Annotated in this window: 11 protein-coding genes and 1 pseudogene; 8 read left to right on the top strand and 4 right to left on the bottom strand. The window is 67.0% G+C overall.

All coding sequences use genetic code 11. The annotated features are described in order from the left end of the window. Positions 1 to 476: 476 nt before the first annotated feature. The gene (locus OGH68_RS03995; RefSeq protein WP_264241912.1) at positions 477 to 941 is read right to left on the bottom strand and encodes a hypothetical protein; all 465 of its coding nucleotides are present in this window, start codon (positions 939 to 941) and stop codon (positions 477 to 479) included. 444 nt (positions 942 to 1385) lie between these two features. On the opposite strand from OGH68_RS03995, the gene OGH68_RS03990 reads away from it, so the two are divergent. The 3 genes from OGH68_RS03990 to OGH68_RS03980 all read left to right on the top strand — a co-directional run bounded on the left by OGH68_RS03990 (position 1386) and on the right by OGH68_RS03980 (position 11043). Beyond that, complete coding sequence (locus tag OGH68_RS03990; RefSeq protein WP_264241911.1) at positions 1386 to 10142, top strand: DNRLRE domain-containing protein; 8757 nt, start codon at positions 1386 to 1388, stop codon at positions 10140 to 10142. A gap of 76 nt (positions 10143 to 10218) precedes the next feature. After that, entirely contained in the window at positions 10219 to 10545 is a 327-nt protein-coding gene (locus tag OGH68_RS03985; RefSeq protein ID WP_264241910.1) for a hypothetical protein, read from the top strand. A gap of 78 nt (positions 10546 to 10623) precedes the next feature. Beyond that, positions 10624 to 11043, top strand: a complete 420-nt coding sequence (locus tag OGH68_RS03980; RefSeq protein ID WP_264241909.1) for a hypothetical protein — start codon at positions 10624 to 10626, stop codon at positions 11041 to 11043. A 1269-nt stretch (positions 11044 to 12312) separates the two neighbouring features. On the opposite strand, the gene OGH68_RS03975 is transcribed toward OGH68_RS03980, so the two are convergent. The 3 genes from OGH68_RS03975 to OGH68_RS03965 all read right to left on the bottom strand — a co-directional run bounded on the left by OGH68_RS03975 (position 12313) and on the right by OGH68_RS03965 (position 14305). Continuing rightward, positions 12313 to 12459 (bottom strand): hypothetical protein, encoded by a 147-nt coding sequence (locus tag OGH68_RS03975; protein WP_264241908.1) that lies wholly within the window; start codon positions 12457 to 12459, stop codon positions 12313 to 12315. 251 nt (positions 12460 to 12710) lie between these two features. Beyond that, complete coding sequence (locus tag OGH68_RS03970) at positions 12711 to 13370, bottom strand: nucleoside/nucleotide kinase family protein (protein WP_264241907.1); 660 nt, start codon at positions 13368 to 13370, stop codon at positions 12711 to 12713. Continuing rightward, a complete protein-coding gene (locus tag OGH68_RS03965) occupies positions 13367 to 14305 on the bottom strand; it encodes a carbohydrate kinase family protein (RefSeq protein ID WP_264241906.1) in 939 nt (312 codons plus the stop codon). The genes OGH68_RS03970 and OGH68_RS03965 overlap by 4 nt, the downstream gene beginning before the upstream one ends. A 234-nt stretch (positions 14306 to 14539) precedes the next feature. Between OGH68_RS03965 and OGH68_RS03960 the strand changes: the two genes are divergently transcribed. The 5 genes and pseudogenes from OGH68_RS03960 (at position 14540) to OGH68_RS03940 (ending at position 19993) form a co-directional block, all read left to right on the top strand. Next, positions 14540 to 15886, top strand: coding sequence for an ABC transporter substrate-binding protein (locus tag OGH68_RS03960; protein ID WP_264241905.1), 1347 nt, complete (start codon positions 14540 to 14542; stop codon positions 15884 to 15886). 77 nt (positions 15887 to 15963) lie between these two features. After that, the gene (locus tag OGH68_RS03955) at positions 15964 to 16941 is read left to right on the top strand and encodes a carbohydrate ABC transporter permease (protein ID WP_264241904.1); all 978 of its coding nucleotides are present in this window, start codon (positions 15964 to 15966) and stop codon (positions 16939 to 16941) included. Further along, positions 16938 to 17840, top strand: a complete 903-nt coding sequence (locus tag OGH68_RS03950) for a carbohydrate ABC transporter permease (protein WP_264241903.1) — start codon at positions 16938 to 16940, stop codon at positions 17838 to 17840. The genes OGH68_RS03955 and OGH68_RS03950 overlap by 4 nt, the downstream gene beginning before the upstream one ends. Beyond that, positions 17837 to 18839 (top strand): annotated as a pseudogene (locus tag OGH68_RS03945) (zinc-dependent alcohol dehydrogenase family protein). The gene OGH68_RS03950 and the pseudogene OGH68_RS03945 overlap by 4 nt, the downstream one beginning before the upstream one ends. A 107-nt stretch (positions 18840 to 18946) precedes the next feature. Continuing rightward, positions 18947 to 19993 carry a zinc-dependent alcohol dehydrogenase gene (locus tag OGH68_RS03940; RefSeq protein WP_264241902.1) on the top strand — a complete coding sequence of 349 codons (1047 nt, stop codon included), beginning with the start codon at positions 18947 to 18949 and terminating at the stop codon, positions 19991 to 19993. The last annotated feature ends 32 nt before the right edge of the window (positions 19994 to 20025 follow it).

Below are 20025 nucleotides of genomic sequence, written 5' to 3'. Positions count from 1 at the left end.
GTGTTCACTGATCCCATTGGCTGGCGTCTTTGGGGCGGACCATGAATTGGCCCAGCCAGTAGACCCTCCCGCGCCTCCACCGCATGCTTCTCTGCTGAGGCCGCCTCGCTGAGTGACGACTACGAGGGCTTGTTCGGCCCCAGTGGTATCGAGGCTGTCCATGTCGAAGGCAGCACACAGGCAGCGTTTGAGGCACTGCGACCTGGCGCGTCACGAGGCGTCCGGGTGATGACGCGGGCCCGTAGGCGGCCCCCTGTTTGCCCGTCGCCGTGGCTGTTGGACGTGCTTGCCGTGGGCGCCGGTCTCCTCCGGGGTGACGGCCACGGCCGTGACCCCGGAGGCCCCGAGGACCACGGCTCCCGTCGCCAGTCAGATGGTGCGTTTGGTGTTGCTCGCCCGCCGTGCGCGGGTCGCTCTCGGACTCATGCCATCCTTCGTGAACTTGTACGCGCGTGCTGTGCGCGTTGATCAGCCGATCAGTTGTCTGTGGCGGGCAGTTCGCCCGCGCAGGTGGCGCGGCCGAACTCGCCCATGGCCGTGGCGCGCTGGACATGCTTGCCGCGGATGGCGAGCGTGCAGGCGGCCTGGCCGCCCTTCTCGCCCAGGACGACGGCCACGGTCGGCGCCTCGCCCAGCGGCACCCGGATCGTCTTCTTCCACGGGAGTTCGGCGTCCCGGACGACGGTCGCAGAGCCGTCCTCGCTGCGGGCGAGGTACGAGATCTCGACCGGGCCGGCGCCGGTGACCTCGTACGTCACCTCGGCGGCCGGCGTGGCGGGGGAGGGCTTCGGCCTGTCCTCCGTGTTGAGCACGCCGTAGCCGACGAGGCCGCCGCAGGCGAGCAGCAGGACGGCGGCGATCGCCACTCCCGCCCGGCCGCCGCCGCCCTTTTCCGCGTGCTTGTTCGCCGCCTGGATGTCCGCGATTCTCTCGTCCGTCATTTCTGCGACGGCCGCTTTCTGGCCGGCCTTCTCCGTTTCCGTCACCTCCGCTTCCGCGGTTTCCGTGTCCGGTGTTCCGGCGGACTCCGCCGCCGGCTCCGCGCTTTCCGTGGATTCCTTGGATGACATGAACGGGGACCGGCTTTCGGTGAGTCGGATCAATGTCGAAGTGCTCGAACCGGGCGGTTATACACCACGCGGAGCGCACCGCGCGAGCGACCGGACAAAAGGGGCGGAGTGGGGGTGTTTCCCGGGTCGGGTTGCCCCTGAATGTCCGTGGGGTTGACGGGGCGTCACCCGAGTGATCAATAATCTGCTGCCGCTTCTGTGAACTGGGGATTCTCCGGCTCGCGGGTGGCGGTGCAGTCATTCCAGGCCGGGCGGAATCCTCTGCTCCGGCTCGTTCGGTGTGCCCGTCTCGCCTATGGCGTGATCGGATCGCCGATGTCGAAAGGTGATGACGTGAAGGTGCCATACGGGAGATACGTCTCCTGTCTGGTGGTCGCGGCGGTGGCAGGCACACTGCTTCCGCAGGTCGCATACGCGGCCTCACCATCGGAGCCCGAGAAGGACGACGGCAAGTCGATTGTCGACACCGTCGCCGGGTGGTTCGAAGATGACGGCAAGGAAAACAAGGAGCCGTCCTCCTATGGCAATCGTGGAATAGCCGACCGGCAAAAGCTCGCCCCGGGAAAGAATGATCCGAAGGCGAAACGGGTCAAGGAACTGACCTCCCGCCGTACGCCCTCCGCGCGCTTCTGGCAGCTCTCCGACGGCCGGGTCGAGGCCGAACTGTCGGCCGCGCCGACCTCGTACCAGGACCCGGCCTCCAAGTCCTGGAAGTCCATCGACACCCAGGTCAGGGCGGTCAGGTCCAAGGGCTTCGACTTCGCCAACACGGCGAACACCGGCCGCAGCTGGTTCTCCTCCGACCCGGAGAAGCTGCTGCGCTTCGAGACGCCCGACGGCGACCGGTCGGTCACCCTCGGCCTCCAGGGCGCCGGCGGGAAGCTGAAGCCCGAGGCCAAGGGCGCCACCGTCACCTACAGGGGAGCGGTGAACGGCGCCGATCTGGAGTATCGGGTCGGTCCGGGCCGGGTGAAGGAGAACATCGTCCTGGCCGAGCGGCCCGACGGTCCGGTGAAGTACACCTTCACCCTGGACACCGAGGGCCTGACGCCGAAGGCCCGCAAGGACGGGTCGATCGCGTTCTTCGGCGAGCTGCCGAACACGCCGGTGCTGGTCATTCCGGCCCCGTACATGACGGACGCGAAGAAGTCGGCCTCTTCGCCGTACGGGTTCGAGTACAGCGCCGCCGTCAGCCAGAAGCTCACCCGTGACGGGGACGGCTGGAAGCTGACCGTCACGCCGGACGCGAAGTGGCTGGCGGCGAAGGAGCGCCAGTACCCGGTGGTGGTCGACCCGACGATCACCATCGCGCCCTCGCCGTCCGGTTCGCAGGACACCATGGTTCTGTCCGACTCCGCCTCGACGAACTTCAACTCGTCCTGGAAGTTGTCCGTGGGCAAGACCTCCAGCAGCGCCCAGGCCCGGTCGCTGCTGAAGTTCCCGCTGGACGAGATCCCGGCCGGGGTGAAGGTCGACGGCGCCCGGCTGGGCGTCTACTTCGACCAGACGCACACCACAGGCGGCAACGACGTCACGATCGAGGCGCACCGCGCGACCGGCGCCTGGGACGAGTCGACGGCCACCTGGTCCAACACCAGCGGCCTCGTCGGTGAGCTGTCGGGCACCAGCGTCCAGGCGGACGACGGTGACGCCGGGACGACCGCGGCGACGGGTGTCTGGCCGGCGTCCGGCTCGACTTTGACCCAGTACGCGATCGGCCAGGACTACCACTACAACAAGGACTCGGTCGCCGGCGACACGTACACCTGGCAGCCGAAGGTCACCGACACGGCCACCTACCGCGTCGACGTGCACTACGTGCCGGCCACCGACCGGGCGACGAACGCCCCGTACACGGTGACCCACCGCGACGGCAGCCAGACCTTCACCGTCGACCAGTCGGCCGGCACGAACGGTGTGTGGACCTCGCTGAACGGCGGCAAGCAGCTGCCGTTCACCAAGGGCACCGTCGGCAAGGTCGTCCTCGGCGACGGACCGGCCTCCACCTCCACCGCGGTCGTCGCGGACGCGGTGCGCCTGGTGAACCCCGCCCAGATCGTCAAGAACAAGGGCGAGTACAACCAGTGGCACGAGTTCCCGGTCGCCGACACCGTGCAGAAGTGGGTCAACGGCACCGCGAATCACGGCTTCGTGCTGACGGCGAAGGACGAGTCGTCCACCGCACCGCTCGGCGGTCCCCGCTACGAGGCCGGTGACGGCTACTACGGCGGCGAAACCTCCAGCATCCCGCGTCTGACCGTGACCTGGGGCCGCGTCGGTACCGCGCTCGACTCGCCGACCGTCGTGCACTCCACCGGCCCCGAGCTGCACTGGCCGGCGTACAAGAACACCAGCGGCGACACGGGCGCGGACATCGTCGAGTACCAGCTGCACCGCTCCACGCAGCAGGACTTCACCCCGTCCGCGGCGACGCTGATCGCGCCGATCGACAAGGCGGCCACCGCCTACACCGACACCACCGCGGTCCCGACACCCGACTCGAGCTCGAGCGAGATCGGGAAGTCGTACTACTACCAGATCGCGGTCAAGACCGAGGACGGTGACCTGCTCGGGTCCCCGACCCGTGTCGTCGGCATTCCCAAGGCCGGCCGGACGATGAAGATCATCCAGGGCAGCCAGGGCGGCGTCACCGACACCACCCTCTCCTCGCAGCAGCCCACCACCAACCAGGACACCATCCAGTCCTGGGGCGTCGGCCAGAATTGGCTGAGCGTCGGCAACAACTCCGGCACCTACGGCACGACCCGCGCCGTGCTGAAGTTCCCCACCAGCGACATCCCGGCCACCGCCACGGTGCTCAACAACCGGATGTACATGTGGGGCGCGGAGACCACCACGGGCAGCACCGGAGCGATCTACGAACTCCACGCCCTCACGAGGGACTTCGCCGAAACCAGCGCCACGTGGAACAACGCCACCTCCACCACCGCCTGGACCAGCCCCGGCGGTGACATGAACGCCGCCGTCTCCGACACGGTCGCCAACATGTCGGACGTCGGCCGCCACTGGTGGGACGCCACCAGCCTGATGCAGAGCTGGGTGGAGAACCCGGCCGGCAACAAGGGCGTCGCGGTCAGGCTGCAGGACGAGTCCTCCTCCGGCCCGCAGGAGCGCACCCTGTTCCTGTCCGCCGAAGCGGCCGACCCGCAGCTGCGCCCGTACATGCAGGTCATCTACGTCGACTCGACCACGCAGTCCACGTACTACGCGCCCACCACCCCGTCGCGGATGACCCCGAACACCACCTACACGGTGGACTTCACGGTCACCAACACCACGTCCTCGCAGTGGACGGAGGGTGAGCGGGAGCTGTCCTACACCTGGAAGCTGCCCGACGGCACGGACGTGACCACCGGCGGCAACCAGCTCGCCACCCCGATCCCTGCCCTGGCGCCGGGCAAGTCGGCCACCATCCAGGCCCAGGTCGCCACCCCGATCAACTCGGACTCCGGCAACAAGCGCAACGAGTACGTGCTCGGCTGGGACGTCCGCAAGATCTCCGACGGCACCTGGCTGTCCGCCGGCACCGGCGGCATCCCGGCGCTGAAGCAGAACGTGGCGGTCGAGGACCCGACGTCGAACCAGCTCGGCCTGGAGAAGTTCTACTCCTACACAGGCAAGAACACCGGCGCCGGCTCGACGGTCATGAACAACCTGGCGGCGGGCAACAGCGTCTGGCAGTACAACGCGTTCACGAACCCGGGCCGTGGCCTGAGCACCTTCGCCCGGTTCGCGTACAACTCGCAGGACACCTCGGACACGGTCGCCGGTCACGGCTGGTCGTTCCAGGCGGCCGGGCCGATCCGGCTCGGGGCCCCGCTGGACTTTCACCCGAACCCGAATCCGACGGAGATCCGTCTCCCGGACGGCGACGGCACCACGCACGTCTTCCGCTGGGACAGCGTCAACAGCGTGTGGAAGGCCCCGGCGGGCGTCCACTACCAGGTCGAGATGAAGCCGGGCCTGGACTGCAAGCCGTCCGCCGACCCGGTCCCGGACGCCTGGACGCTCACCCGCCCCGACGGCACGCGGTTCCTGTTCGGCTGCGACGGCTACATGACTTCCACGGTCGACAAGAACGGCAACACGCAGACGTTCACCTACGAGGAGCGCAAGTCCAACAACAAGCCGACCAAGTTCCTGAAGTACATCACGGACCCGGCCGGCCGGCAGTCGCTCACCGTCGACTACTACAACAAGCGTGACGCGTCCTACGAGTACATCGACGACACGGGCGCGAAGGTCACCGGCTCGAACCTGACCAACTCCAAGATCTACGACCACGTGAAGTCCATGACGGACATCTCCGGTCGCAAGATCGCCTTCTACTACACGGAGAAGGGCCTGCTGGGCCAGTTCACCGACGGTGTGGGCTCCGGCCAGCCCAAGGACTTCACGTTCACCTACGACGCCACGCAGGGGAACAAGAACGTCAAGCTGGTCAAGGCCACGGACCCGCGCGGGAACGGCACGTCGCTGGCGTACTACTACCCGAAGGAGGGTGACGACCCGAAGTACCACTGGTGGACCCAGACGATCACTGACCGTCTGCAGGGCGCCACGGGCTTCACCTACGCGGCGAACGCGACGAACCCCAAGTTCACCGACACCAAGGTCACCGACGCCGAGAACCACGCCACGGACTATGTGACGGACGACTTCGGCCGCCCGGTCCAGACCACCAACGCCAAGTCGCAGACATCGAAGATGTCTTGGGACGCCGACAACAACGTCACGTACCTGGAGGAGGCCAACGGCGCCAAGACCGCGTACTGCTACGACCAGAAGACGGGCTACCCACTCTGGCAGCGCGACGCGGAGAACAACAAGGCGGGCGTCCCGCCGGCATCGGACTGCGCGCCCGGCACCTTCCCGGCGAACTCGACGCAGTACACGTACCAGACCCGCGCCGACGGTTTCTCGGCCGACCTGTCCACCAAGACCTCTCCGGAGGGCCGCAAGTGGCAGTTCGGCTACGACACCTTCGGCAACCTGAAGACAGTCACCGACCCCAAGGGCGTCGCCACCACGACCGCGGGTGACTACACCACCTCGTACGACTACGACACCTACGGCCACCTGACCAAGGCCACCGACGCCAACGGCAACCCGACCACCAACAGCGGTTTCGGTCCCACCGGCTACCCGGCGACGATCACGGACTCGCTGCAGAAGTCCACGCACTACGTGTACGACGAGCGCGGCCAGGTCACCGAGGTCACCGACGCTCTGGGTAAGAAGACCACGCAGACCTACGACACCTTCGGACGTCCGCTGGGCAACACGGTGCCGAAGGACCAGGCCACGAACGATCTGATCACCACTCCGGCCCCGGTCTACGACGCCAACGACAATGTGACGAAGTCGACGGCACCCAGTGGTGCTGTCTCCGCGGCGGTGTACGATGCGGCCGACCAGGTCGTCTCGGCAACGGCGCCCAAGGACACCGCCACGTCGGACGAGCGGAAGTCGCTCTACACGTACGACATGGTCGGCAACCTGAAGACGGCGACGGAGCCCAAGGGCTCGCTGACCACAGCCGATCCGACGGACTACGTCACGACTCACCACTACGACGCGATCTACCAGCTCACCTCGGCCGACAACACGGCCGGTGACACGATCTCGTACGAGTACGACAACGTCGGCAACCTCACCACAGTCATCGACCCCAAGAAGAACGCGACTGCCGACACCACCGACTACACCACCAAGACCGCCTACGATCTGAACCACCGGGTCACGACGGTCACGGACGCGGCGGGCAAGACCACGAGCCGTGCATACGACAAGGACTCCCTGGTGGTCTCCACGACGGACGAGGAGAACAACACCACCACCGTCATCTACGACGAGCGGGGCAAGACCACGGAGGTCAAAGCTCCGCACGACGGCACCACGACGATCACGTACCGGACGACGAAGTACGAGTACGACGAGGTCGGCAACACAACCAAGGTGATCACGCCGCGAGGCGTGGAGACGGCGACGGCGGACGACTTCACCGCGCGTACGGAGTACGACGCGCTGAACCGCCCGGTCAAGCAGTTCCAGCCGTACGACCCGGCGGACGCCCGCTACAACGACCCGAACGTCTACACCGAGACGGTGTACGACGCCGTGGGGCGGGTGGCGAAGACCTCGCTCCCGCCGTCGGAGGGCCAGACGGTCCGCAATGAGACGATCTTCAGCTACTTCGACAACGGGTGGGCGAAATCGTCCACGGACCCGTGGGACATATCCACCACGTACGACTACAACGACCTCGGCCAGCAGACCGCCCGGACGCTCACCTCGGCAGGCGGTTCCTCGAACCGCACGATGAGCTGGTCGTACTTCCCGGACGGCAAGCTCAAGTCGAAGTCCGACGACGGCGTTCCGGTCGGGAAGAACGTCGTCCTGGTCGACAACTCCGACACCCAGAACACCTCTGCCACCGGCACCTGGACGACGGGAGACATCACCGGCCAGCAGGGCTACGACCACGCCACCCACACGGCGGGCACGGGCACGGACGCCTTCGCCTGGACGCTGAACATCCCGGCGGACGGCTCGTACGACGTGTACGTGAAGTACCCGGAGGTCAGCGGTGCGGCCACGGCGGCGAAGTACACCCTCACCCACGCAACCGGAACGGTCGACAAGACGATCGACCAGACCGCGGCCGCAGGCGCCTGGGTGCCGCTCGGCTCGTACACTTTCGCGCAGGGCAACGCGGCCAAGCTGGAGCTGTTCGAGAACAGCGCCGGCACCGTGGTCGCCGACGGCGTGAAGCTGGTGCGTGACAACTCGGCCGACACCGACACCGAGCAGCACACCTTCACCTACGCCTACGACGTCAACGGCAATTTGACGTCGATCGACGACACCTCATCCGGTGCCAACGTCGACGCGTACACGGTCACCTACACCGGCCTCAACCAGGTCCAGAAGGTCACCGAGGCCCTCGCGGGCCAGGAGAAGAAGTCCACGTCGTACACCTACGACGCCAACGGCCAGACGGAGACGGTCACACACCCCGACCAGTTCTCCAAGTACACCTACGACCTGCGTGAGCTGGTCAAGACGGTGTCGGTCGGCACGTCGGTCACCGACGCGTCCCCAAAGGTCACGTCGTACACCTACACCGACCGCGGCCAGACGCTGAAGGAGACCAAGGCCAACAGCAACACGGTCGACCACACCTACTACCTCGACGGCGCGATGAAGTCGACGAGCGAGAAGAAGCCGAACGGCACCCTCGTCTCCTCGCACACTTACGCCTACGACCCCAACGGGAACAAGGCGCAGGACGTGGCGAAGAAGATGAACGCCGATGATCACGCGGCGTACCTCGAATCGACGACCGACTACACCTACGACCCGGCCAACCGCCTGGCGAAGTCGGTGAAGACCGGCACCGGGGCGGGGACGGATACCTACGTCCACGACGACAACGCCAACGTCATCAGCCAGACGGTCAAGGGCACCAGCACCACGTACGACTACGACCGCAACCGGCTGCGGACGGCTACCACGTCGGGCGTCACCGCCAGCCACAACTACGACCCGTTCGGCCGTCAGGAGTCGGTGACCAGCGGCGGTCAGGTCATCTCGCGGAGCGTATACGACGGCTTCGATCACGTCGTGGAGTCCCAGAAGCGGGACGAGACGGGCGTGATGAAGTCGACGACGTACACCTTCGACCCGCTGGACCGCACCGCGTCGAAGACGGCGGACGGCAAGACCACCGACTTCACCTACCTCGGCCTCTCCGGCGAGGTACTGAGTGAAGAGGTCGCGGGTGCGCTGACCAAGTCCTTCCAGTACAGCCCGTGGGGCCACCGTCTCTCCCAGGTCAAGCACAACACCGACGGCACGACGGAGGACGGCTACTACGGTTACAACAGCCACACCGACGTCGAGACGCTCACTGACGCCAATGGCGACACAAAGGCGACATACGGCTACACGGCCTACGGCTCGGACGACGAGGCCGAGTTCACTGGCATCGACAAGCCGGATGCGGCCGATCCCACAAAGGAGGCCTACAACCCGTACCGCTACAATGCCAAGCGCTGGGACGCCCAGTCCGGCACCTACGACATGGGCTTCCGCGACTACAGCCCGGGCCTGAACCGTTTCACCACCCGGGATATGTACAACGGCGCCCTTGCCGATATGGGGCTCGGCACCGACCCCTTCACCGGCAATCGGTACGCCTTCACTGGCGGCAACCCCACCACCTTCATCGAGTACGGCGGACACCGCCCTATTGAGTGCAACGAATCCGGCTACACCTGCACCATGAACGACGGGGGAGGATGGGACGTCGGCCATGAAGGGCCTTCCACACCCGCACCCGATTCGACCATGGTCGAGGGCGGTCAGAGCTGCTGGTGGGGCACGAACGTTGAGCACTGCAGCGGAGCTGCGCAGATCACAGCCGAGCACGCGTGGCTGCAAGGCCTGTCCAGCAGCCTCGGTTCGGGGAAAGACCTCGATGTCTGGAGCGACTGGGACGCCGGGGCGCAGCTCTGGAACTGGATCTTTGGCGGCGTCGAAGAGGACCGGGCGCAGTACAAGCGTGACTTCGTCGCTGCATACGCGGACACCATCAAGGCGGCCGCAGCGGAGTACAACCTCCCGGCGACTCTGGTGGCCGGTGTCGCATACAACGAGGTTTCGGGAAAGCCGCCGGTCACGGACTTGGCCGGCCAGCTGAAGGGCGGCGACAATGCGTCCTTCGGGAATGTCAGCATGCAGATCGGTGTCGCAGCCGACTTGCTCGGATATAATCCACAGGACCTCACGCGGGGTCAGAGGAGCGAGATCATAGACTCGCTACAGGACAATGTTCAGAACATTTTCCTGTCGGCAAGATACCTGTCCACGGCTCGAGATCAGATTGCTCCAGGCCGAGGGGCAGCTGATTTCACGGATGCGGACATACAGAACGTCGGTGCTTTCTATCAAGGTGGGCCTGACTTCTATGCCACCAATCCCAGTTCGCGGGGGTATGGTGGCCGAATAGTCGGGTGGCAGCCAATGCTGCGAGACCTCCTGGGGTAGGATCCGCTTTCGATGCAGTGCGCCCGGAACGTGTCCCGGGCGCACTGCGTCATGTATCGAATGAAAGGACTGGCAAGTGGTTTTCCCTGAAAGTCGAGGCGGCCTGTGGGGTAGGGGGCTCGTTGCGGCAGGGTTGTACTTTGCCGCGGTATTCTGGCTGGCGTTGAGCCTCCCGTTCGTCGGTGAGGAAGTGGGGCCCACGACCGATCCCGATGAGATAGTGGGGGCCAACTTCATCCTGTTGGTTTCCGCTATCTTTCTGCTGGCTGCCGCAGCGGTGTCCCGCAGGTGGAAGGTTGCTTGGTTGATCTCCCTGACTCTTCTGGTGCTGCTCATAATCATTTGGACCCAGGTTCCCTCCCTGATTTCAAACTGGGATTATGAGGGACCGCGGCGGTTCTGAGCGGAAAGCGACCGCCTTCGAAGGGGGAGTAATCTTTCAAGAAGGAATGGAATAACCGCACACGGAAGTGGGAGGATCATGGACACTTTCTCCTGCACTGCGGTCAACTTCAGGACCGGCATCGGTTCGGGTCCGGCGCCATGGTCGGGCTGGAGCACCCGCCGGCCATTTTCTGCACAGTCTGGGAGGAACCATCAGGGAGGTCTCGAGTTCTGGCGCGAGGAGGACATGGTGGAGTTCCTGCCCAGTCCGGTAGGCGTGAACCCGGGTGAGTTGCTGCCGGTGGCGTCGGCCATGACCGGGGAATGGGTATTTCTTCGTGTTCCTGATGAACCCTCGTTGCCCTGGCGCGTCGTGGTCCAGGAGTTCGACAGTCCGGCGTGGACTCTCTACGAGATGACGTTCGGCGAGTGGTTGCTGGCTTACCTCAGGGGTGAGGACGTGACGGTGTGTTCTCACCTCGCGCCTGACCGCCCGTTCTGGGAATTCCTGCCCTGAAAGTGAACGCGGTGGTACCTCCTGTCCTGGTGACAGGGGGTACCACTGTGTGAGCCCCTGCTTCCGAAACGGAACGGCCATCGGAGCCCCACCATCCATGGGTGGGGCTCCGATGTTTCGGCACCTATTCCTTCGTGGAGCTCCACGGCCACCCGCTTGCGGGCGTCTCGGCCACGCGTCAGGAAACGGGCCGCTCAGCACGGAACGATCCCGGTGCTGGTTCGGTGCTGACTTACGACGAGCGATGGCAAGGAAACCGCAGGTCGTAGCTCTGATCGGATGAGTTGTCGTACCACTCGATGGTCGTGCCGATGAGACTCGCGGCGACGATGCGCTTGAGGCTGGCGGGGGCTGGCGGAGCGGTCGCGGGGGAGGACATCGGCACCACTTCCTGCAGTGTGACGGGGACGTTTGCGTGTCGCCACACGGTAGGAACGTGCAGGTCAGAGGCGTATGTGGTGGGACACCATAGTTCTGGGCGCGGGAGTGCGCGCGTCCACCATGCGGACGCTCCCGAAGCTCCTCCGAAGCCCTCGACCAAGTCGCGAAGGAGGCTGTCCGAGTTGCACTATTCGGGCACGATTTGAAGGCACCGTGCTGACTCCCGTGCTGACTTGGTGCTGGCTACGCTGCGTTGCACTACGGCATCTGCGGCACATCGGATGCCGAATGCTGCGACGGCGCCGGGCCGATGCGGCGGCTGCTGCTGGCTCTGATGATCAGTCCCTTTGTGGCGGCAGCGGTGGTGAGGTAGCGCATCGATCGGCAAGCCCCGTGCTCGCTTGGGAAGTCGTCCAGAGGCAGGTGGCGAGTTTCTCGACGATTACCTTCCTGGTGTGCCTCGCACGCGGATAGTGGTGGTCGTCTGCTTGCCGTCGTGAGGCATCTCAACCTGTTGCCGATGACCCATCATGTCGAGTGTGTCGCGATCCTTGAGCCTGCCGAAAAGGGCCGCTGACCTGCTGTTTCTTTCTGTGTGCATTATGGGCGTTACGTGCGTTACGGGCGATATCTTGACGCATGTTTGACGCACGTGACGCACGTTTGACGCACGAACAGCGCGGTTTCTGACGGAATGTCATTAGCAGTTTGGTGCCTCCGGACGGAGCGGTGTTCTGTGCGGAGGCGGGCCTTCCTGAAGGGGTGGAGGGCAGCCGCCGGACCCGTTGGGCTCGTCTCACCGCCGGACGGCGACACCGGCCCGGCTGAAGCGGGACGTGCAGGCAGGCCCGGCTTGGTAGAGGCTGCCGTGTTCCGCGCCCTGTGGTCTCAACCCGCCGTGTCGCGCTGATTGCCCTGGCGGTCATCCTCGACGACGCGGTCCGGGCCCAGCCGGCCGCCGATCGCGCGCATGCGGCCAACCGGGCCGGTCCTGGCGGCGGCGATTCGCGACGCCGACGGCACGTTCCTGGACACCGCCAACTGCTACTGCTGATGGATAGGGGCCGGCAGTCACGGCGGCGTGCGGATTGGACCTCAGCCCGAACCCGCTCGTTCACGGATGAGAGAGCCGCCCATGCTGGGCCAGGGCCCAGTAGGGGGAAGACCTCGTCGAGCGTCGTGGCGCGCGGAGCAAGGCGCTGCTGGCGTCCTGCCCCGGGCCCTCCAGTCACCGAGGGTTTGGCCGAGGCCGACGTCCACCGTGGCGGACCGGCGGGACCGGCCCGCTACGGTGGGGGCTCGGTCGCCGGCTTCACCGTGACGACGAGGTCGGCGCGGGAGCGGCCGACGCGGGCCACCAGTTCGGCGTTGGCCTCGTCGCTTCCGTGGGTCCATGCGAGAGCCTGAGCACGTGTCATGCCGTGTGACTCGTGGCGGGCCACGAGTCGTCGGCGTCTGATGGCATCGTCGATCTCCAGGTACCAGCTCTCGTCGAGGAGCGCGGCGGCCGGGGCCCAGGGGCCGTCGCCGGAGAGCAGGTAGTTGCCCTCGACGACGACCAGCGGGATCTCGCGGGGCACCGGCAGGGCCGAGCCGATGGGCTCGTCGATGTCGCGGTCGAAGTCGGGTGCGTGGACGACCGGTTCGTTGCGGGCGCGCAGCCTGCGCAGCAGGTGGACGAAGCCTTCGGCGTCGTAGGTGTCCGATGCGCCTTTGCGGTCACGGCGTCCCAGGGCGCGCAACGTCGTGTTGGAGAGGTGGAAGCCGTCCAGCGGGACCAGGACGGCGGTGTCCGGCCCCAGCGCCTGGACCAGTCCTCGCGCCAGGGTCGACTTGCCCGCGCCCGGCGCGCCGGTGATGCCGAGGACGGTCCGCCGTCCGCCCTGGCCGGAGAGTGCGCGGGCGCGTTCGACGAGTTCGGCGCCGGACGCGTGAACGACGTTCATACCGAGGCCGTGCTCGGCCAGGCGTGCAGTTCCAGCAGCGTCGGCGGATCGGCACCGGGGCGGGTGCACGTGACAGCGGCCGTGGTCGTCGCCATGTCCAGCAGCTGCGTCACGTCCTGTCGGTCGATGCCGCGAAGGGCGTCCCGGCGATCGCCGCCGAGGAGATCGGCGTCGTACAGCCAGTGCAGCATGCCCGCGGTGAAGGCGTCGCCCGCCCCGACCGTGTCCGCCACCCGGATCACGGGGGAGGGCTGACGCACGATGTCTCCCTGGGTGACGGCCAGGCTGCCGGCCGCGCCGAGCGTCACGATCACCAGGGCCGGACCAGTGCGCTGCCAGGACCTGGCGATGTCGTACGGGGCCAGACCGGGGTACAGCCACTGGAGGTCCTCTTCGCTGACCTTCACGATGTCGGCGTGGGCGACCTGGCGCTCGGTGCGGGAGCGGGCCAGTTCCCGTGAAGGCAGCAGCGCGGGGCGGATGTTGGGATCAAGGCTGATGGTGGCGGAGCCTTCGGCGCGCTGCTGGGCGAGCAGCTCTTCGACGGCTCGGGCGCCGGGGTCGAGTGAGGTGGCGAGCGAGCCGGTGTGCAGACAGCGAGTCCCTTCCGCCGGTTCGGGCGGTGCGGGGAGGTCCCACGCGAGCCGGAAGACGTAGCGCGCCGCGCCGTGTTCGTCGAGGACGGCAGTCGCCGTGCTGGTGAGGGCGCTGCTAGGCACCCGTCGCACGCGGACGCCCGAGGCGGCCAGGTGGTCGCCGAGCAGTCGCCCGTTGTCGTCGTCGCCGAACTGGGTGATCAGCGTGACCGGCGCCCCGAGGCGGGCGAGGCCGACCGAGACATTGGCCGGCGAGCCGCCGGGGTGCGCGCTTCCGTCTCGCACCGCCCCGGCCGCGCGGACCACATCGACGAGGCTCTCTCCGACAACAGTAATCATCTGGTCTCCATGCAGGTGTCAACGAGCGCTCTCGTGCGGCGCGCACTCACCATAGGTTCCGGATAAATATCTCGCAAGAAGTGTTAACAAGACCGACAGCTTCTGCTAACAATGCTCTCCAGCGGTCTCCATGCCGCCTCTCCGAGGACGGATCCGTAGCCGCCCCCGCCCCGTCGGCGACCCCACGCCGACGTGATCTCCCCGCAGCCCGCACCGATAGAAGAGGACCTCGCCATGCCATCGAGCAGACAGACCTTCATCGCAGGCGTAGCCGTCATCGCCGTCCTGGCCACCGGATGTGCAGGTGCGGGCGGCGGCAGCGCATCGGGCGGCGGCGAGAGCATCAATGTGCTGATGGTCGGCAATCCGCAGATGGAGGACATCGCGGAGCTGACGGAGAGCACCTTCACGAAGGACACCGGCATCACGGTGAACTTCACGATCCTTCCCGAGAACGAGCTGCGCGACAAGGTCACCCAGGACATCGCCACCCAGGCCGGCCAGTACGACGTCGCCACCATCGGTGCCTACGAGGTGCCCATCTGGAACAAGCACGGCTGGCTGCACGAGCTGGGGTCGTACGCCGACAAGGACCCGGGCTTCGACAAGGCAGACCTGCTGGAGCCGATGGTGCAGTCCCTGTCCGGAGCCGACGGCAAGCTCTACGGCCTGCCCTTCTATGGTGAGTCCTCCTTCCTGATGTACAACAAGGAGGTCATGGCCGAGAAGGGCGTCACGATGCCCGAGCGGCCGACCTGGCAGCAGGTCGCCGACATCGCGGCCAAGGTCGACGGGGCCCGGCCCGGGATGAAGGGCATCTGCCTGCGCGGACTTCCCGGCTGGGGCGAGCTCGGCGCACCGCTGACGTCCATGGTCAACACCTTCGGCGGCACCTGGTTCACCAAGGACTGGAAGGCGCGGGTCGACAGCCCGGAGTTCAAGAAGGCGACCAAGTTCTATGTCGACCTGGTCAGGAAGCACGGCGAGGCGGGCGCCCCGCAGGCCGGCTTCACCGAGTGTCTGAACGCGATGAGCCAGGGCAAGGTCGCGATGTGGTACGACGCGACCAGCGCGGCCGGGTCGCTGGAGGACACCAAATCCAGCAAGGTTGCCGGCAAGGTCGGCTACGCGTACGCCCCTGTGGTCGAGACGAAGAACAGCGGCTGGCTGTGGGCCTGGTCATGGGCGATGCCGAAGACGACGAAGAAGGCCGACGCCGCCTCGAAGTTCATGCTCTGGGCGTCCGGCAAGGAGTACGAGAAGCTGGTCGGCGAGAAGCTCGGCTGGTCGCGCGTTCCGGCCGGAAAGCGGGCCAGCACCTACGAGATCCCCGAGTACAAGGCGGCCTCCGCGGCCTTCGGCGACGTCACCCTGAAGTCCATCGAGGCGGCCGACCCGACCAACCCGGGCGTCCAGCCCAGGCCGACGGTGGGCATCCAGTTCGTGGCCATCCCCGAATTCCAGGACCTCGGGACCAAGGTGACCCAGGAGATATCCGCGGCCATCGCCGGCAAGACCAGCGTGGACAAGGCACTGGCCAACGGCCAGAAGCTCGCCGAGACAGTCGCCGAGAACCAGTAATTGCGAGCGCCCGGCCGGTCTCCCCGCCGGCCGGGCGCCGCTTCCCCGACCCCGGCCTCACTGGCGTAGGAAAGTCCATGACCACGCTCATCGGTACACCCAAGACACCCACGGCACACAAGAAGCAGCCGCGCCCCGCCCGCACACGGAGGCCCGCCGGGATCGGCAAGTGGAGGCGCCGCATTCCGCTGCTGCCGGCGCTGATCTTCACCGTCGCCGTCACCCAGCTGCCCTTCGTGGCGACCCTCGTCATCTCCACCTTCCAGTGGAACATCCTCAAGCCGGAGGAGCAGCGCTTCACCGGACTCTCCAACTACGCGTTCGTCTTCACCGACGAGCGGCTGCGCTCGGCAGTGCTCAACACCATCGTGCTCACCGCTTCGGTGGTGCTCCTCAGCGTGGTCGTGGGACTCGGTCTGGCGCTGCTGCTCGACCGCCGGTTCGCCGGCCGCGGCCTTGCGCGCACCCTGCTCATCGCCCCGTTCCTCGTCATGCCGGTCGCCTCGGCGCTGCTGTGGAAGCACGCCGTCTACAACCCCGACTACGGCCTGCTCAACGGCACCCTCAACGCCGTCTACCGGTTCTTCGGAGCGGACAACGGGCCCACGGTCGACTGGGTCTCCTCCTTCCCCATGCCGGCCGTCGTGATCTCGCTGGTCTGGCAGTGGACCCCGTTCATGATGCTGATCCTCCTGGCCGGCCTGCAGGCGCAGCCCGGTGACGTCCTGGAGGCGGCCAAGGTCGACGGGGCGTCCGCGATGGCGACATTCCGCCACATCACCCTGCCGCACCTGCGGCAGTACATCGAACTCGGCGTCCTGCTCGGCACGATCTACGTGGTCCAGACCTTCGACGCCGTCTACACCATCACCCAGGGTGGTCCCGGCTCGGAGACGACCAACCTGCCGTACGAGATCTACCTGACCATGTTCCGCAAGTACGAGTACGGCGAGGCGGCCGCCGCCGGTGTCGTCGTCGTACTCGGCTCGATCGTGATCGCGACGTTCGCGCTGCGCACCATCGCGTCGCTGTTCCGCGAGGAGGCATCCCGATGACCGCCCAGGCAGCAACAGCAGCCGCCGCCCCCGGGGCGAGGCTCAAGAAGCTCGTCCGCCGTCCCAAGGATCACGGCGACCCCAGCGCTTCGCCGCGACTTTCGCCCCTGTGGACCTTCGTCGCCTGGACCGCCACGCTGGCGTTCTTCGCACCGGTGGCGTGGATGGTGCTCACCTCCTTCCACCAGGAGGCCGACGCGGCGACCAACCCGCCGACCCCCTTCGCCCCGCTCACCCTGGACCAGTACGAGACACTGCTCGGCCGGGACATCGCGCCGTTCCTCGTCAACTCGGCCACCGCCAGCGTCCTTTCGACGCTGCTGGTGCTCGTCCTGGCGGTGCCGACGGCCTACGCGCTGTCCATCAAGCCGGTCGAGAAGTGGACCGACGTGATGTTCTTCTTCCTGTCCACCAAGTTCCTCCCGGCCATCGCGGCCCTGCTGCCGGTGTACATGATCGTGAAGAACGTCGGCATGCTCGACAACGTATGGACGCTGGTCATCCTCTACACCGCCATGAACCTCCCGATCGCGGTGTGGATGATGCGCTCCTTCCTCGCCGAGATCCCCAAGGAGATCCTGGAGGCGGCCGAGGTCGACGGAGCCAACCTCGTCACCGTGCTGTGGCGGATCGTCGCGCCGGTCGCCATGCCCGGACTCGCTGCCACCTCCCTGATCTGCTTCATCTTCAGCTGGAACGAGTTCATGTTCGCCGTCAACCTCACCGCCACCAGGGCGTCGACCGCGCCGGTGTTCCTCGTCGGCTTCATCACCAACGAGGGCCTGTTCCTCGCCCGGCTGTGCGCGGCGGCCACGCTGGTCTCCCTGCCGGTCCTCATCGCCGGCTTCGCTGCCCAGGACAAACTCGTCCGCGGCCTCTCCCTGGGAGCCGTGAAGTGAAAGCAGCCATCATCACCCAGCCCGGCGGCATCGAGATCACCGACATCGACGACCCCGCCCCCGGCCCGCGGGAGGTCGTCGTCGAGGTGTCGGCCGTCGGACTGTGCGGCACCGATCTGCACATCCTCCAGGGGGAGTTCGCACCACGGCTTCCCCTCGTCCCCGGTCACGAGTTCGCCGGGGAGGTCGTCGCGATCGGTTCGGGCGTCACCGAACTCACCGTCGGAGCCCAGGTCGCGGTCGACCCGTCGCTGTACTGCTTCGAGTGTCACTACTGCCGCAGTGGCCGCAACAATCTGTGCGAACGCTGGGCCGCCATCGGGGTCACCCACTCCGGCGGCGCCGCCGAGTTCGTGCCCGCGCCGGTCGCCAACTGCGTGGTCCTGCCCGACGGCGTACGGACCGAGGACGCGGCCCTGATCGAACCGCTCTCCTGCGCCGTGCGTGGCTACGACGTCCTGCGCGCCCGGCTCGCCTCCCGCGTCCTCATCTACGGCGCCGGGACCATGGGCCTGATGATGCTCCAGCTCGCCAAGTCGACCGGCGCCGCGAGCGTCGACGTCGTCGACATACGCCGAACGCCTCGCCACGGCCCGGCGGTTGGGCTGCTCGGCCGCTGCCGTGTCCGCCGACGAGCTCGACCGGTCGGCGTACGGCTGGGACCTGGTCGTCGACGCCACCGGAAACGCCAAGGCCATCCAGGACGCCCTCGGCCGGGTCGGCAAGGGCGGCACCTACCTGCAGTTCGGGGTCGCCGACTACGCCACCCGGGCCACCATCGAGCCGTACAGGATCTACAACGAGGAGATCACGATCACCGGCTCGATGGCCGTGCTGCACAGCTTTGAACGTGCCGCTGCCCTCTTCGCCACCGGTGTCATCGACCCGGACGTCTTCATCAGCGACCGCCTGCCGCTCGCGTCATTCCCGGACGCGATGGCCCGCTTCCAGGCGGGCGTCGGCCGCAAGATCCAGATCCAGCCCGGACTCGTGACATAAGCGCGGCAGAGGCACCGCGGTACGCCTTCTCGTAGACGGCCTCCGACCACCCCTCGCGCCGGCCGCCCGCAGCACCGGACCACACCCCCGAACGGAGCACCACCCCCATGTCCCAGCAGATCCGCCGCGTACTCGTCCGGTCCATCGACGACATCACCGTCGAGCGGGTACCCGCGCCCGTGGCCGGTGACGGCGAACTCCTCGTACGCACCACCGTGGTGGGTGTGTGCGGATCCGACACTCACGCCGCCCTCGGCCACCATCCGTTCATGGACCTGCCCTACCACCCCGGTCATGAAGCGGTCGGCGTCGTCGCCGCCGTCGGACCGGGCGTCGTCACGGGCACCGAGGGATTCGCCCCCGGCGACCGGGTGATCGTCGAACCGAACCTCTTCTGCGGGCAGTGCCCCCAGTGCCGCTCCGGCCGCTACAACATCTGTCAGGAGCTGCAGGTGTTCGGCTGCCAGACTCCCGGCGCCATGACGGACCTTTTCACCATCCCCGCCGACCGTCTGCACCGCGTCCCCGAGGGCATGACCGACACCGAGGCGGCGCTCGTCGAGCCGCTGGCCACCCCGGTGCACGCTGTCGCCAAGGCCGGTGACCTCACGGGTCGTACGGTGGTGGTCCTAGGCGCCGGACCCATCGGCCTGCTCGTCCTCGCCGCCGCCCGGCACGCGGGCGCCGCCAAGATTGCCGTCACCGATCTGCTGGCGGGCAAGCGGGACCGCGCCCTGCGCCTCGGCGCCGACGCGGTCCTGCCCGCCGACGCCCCCGATCTGATCGCACAGGCCCACGCCGTACTCGGCGGACCGGTCGACGTCGTCTTCGACTGCGTGGCGCGTGAGCAGTCCATGGCCCAGGCCACCGATCTCGTCACCAAGGGCGGCCGGATCATCGTCGTCGGCGTGGGAGCCGCCGGCCCCACCCCCATCCGTCTGGACCTGGTCCAGGACCGGGAGATCCGTATCGAAGGCACCTTGATGTACACCGCGGAGGACTACCGCGCCGCGATCTCCCTCATCTCCTCCGGCGCCGTTGACACTGACGAGATCGTCACCGCCGTCTACGCGCTGGAGGATGCCGGCAAGGCGTTCACCGCCTCCCTCGCCCCGGAGCACGTCAAGGTCCTCGTCACCGTGGAAGCTCCGTAGGCCCCGTGTGCGAAACTTCGACGTTGCCCGGA

The sequence above is a fragment of the Streptomyces peucetius genome, assembly GCF_025854275.1.
GTDB lineage: Bacteria > Actinomycetota > Actinomycetes > Streptomycetales > Streptomycetaceae > Streptomyces > Streptomyces peucetius_A.
The sequence above is the reverse complement of the archived record's forward strand: the minus strand, read 5'-3'. Positions and strand labels throughout refer to the sequence as shown.

What these genes read in the sequence shown, in the direction of transcription:
- OGH68_RS03995 (WP_264241912.1), bottom strand. Translation starts at nt 941, where the DNA reads ATGACGGACGAGAGAATCGCGGACATCCAGGCGGCGAACAAGCACGCG.
- OGH68_RS03990 (WP_264241911.1), top strand. Translation starts at nt 1,386, where the DNA reads ATGTCGAAAGGTGATGACGTGAAGGTGCCATACGGGAGATACGTCTCC.
- OGH68_RS03980 (WP_264241909.1), top strand. Translation starts at nt 10,624, where the DNA reads ATGGACACTTTCTCCTGCACTGCGGTCAACTTCAGGACCGGCATCGGT.
- OGH68_RS03970 (WP_264241907.1), bottom strand. Translation starts at nt 13,370, where the DNA reads ATGAACGTCGTTCACGCGTCCGGCGCCGAACTCGTCGAACGCGCCCGC.
- OGH68_RS03965 (WP_264241906.1), bottom strand. Translation starts at nt 14,305, where the DNA reads ATGATTACTGTTGTCGGAGAGAGCCTCGTCGATGTGGTCCGCGCGGCC.
- OGH68_RS03960 (WP_264241905.1), top strand. Translation starts at nt 14,540, where the DNA reads ATGCCATCGAGCAGACAGACCTTCATCGCAGGCGTAGCCGTCATCGCC.
- OGH68_RS03955 (WP_264241904.1), top strand. Translation starts at nt 15,964, where the DNA reads ATGACCACGCTCATCGGTACACCCAAGACACCCACGGCACACAAGAAG.
- OGH68_RS03950 (WP_264241903.1), top strand. Translation starts at nt 16,938, where the DNA reads ATGACCGCCCAGGCAGCAACAGCAGCCGCCGCCCCCGGGGCGAGGCTC.
- OGH68_RS03940 (WP_264241902.1), top strand. Translation starts at nt 18,947, where the DNA reads ATGTCCCAGCAGATCCGCCGCGTACTCGTCCGGTCCATCGACGACATC.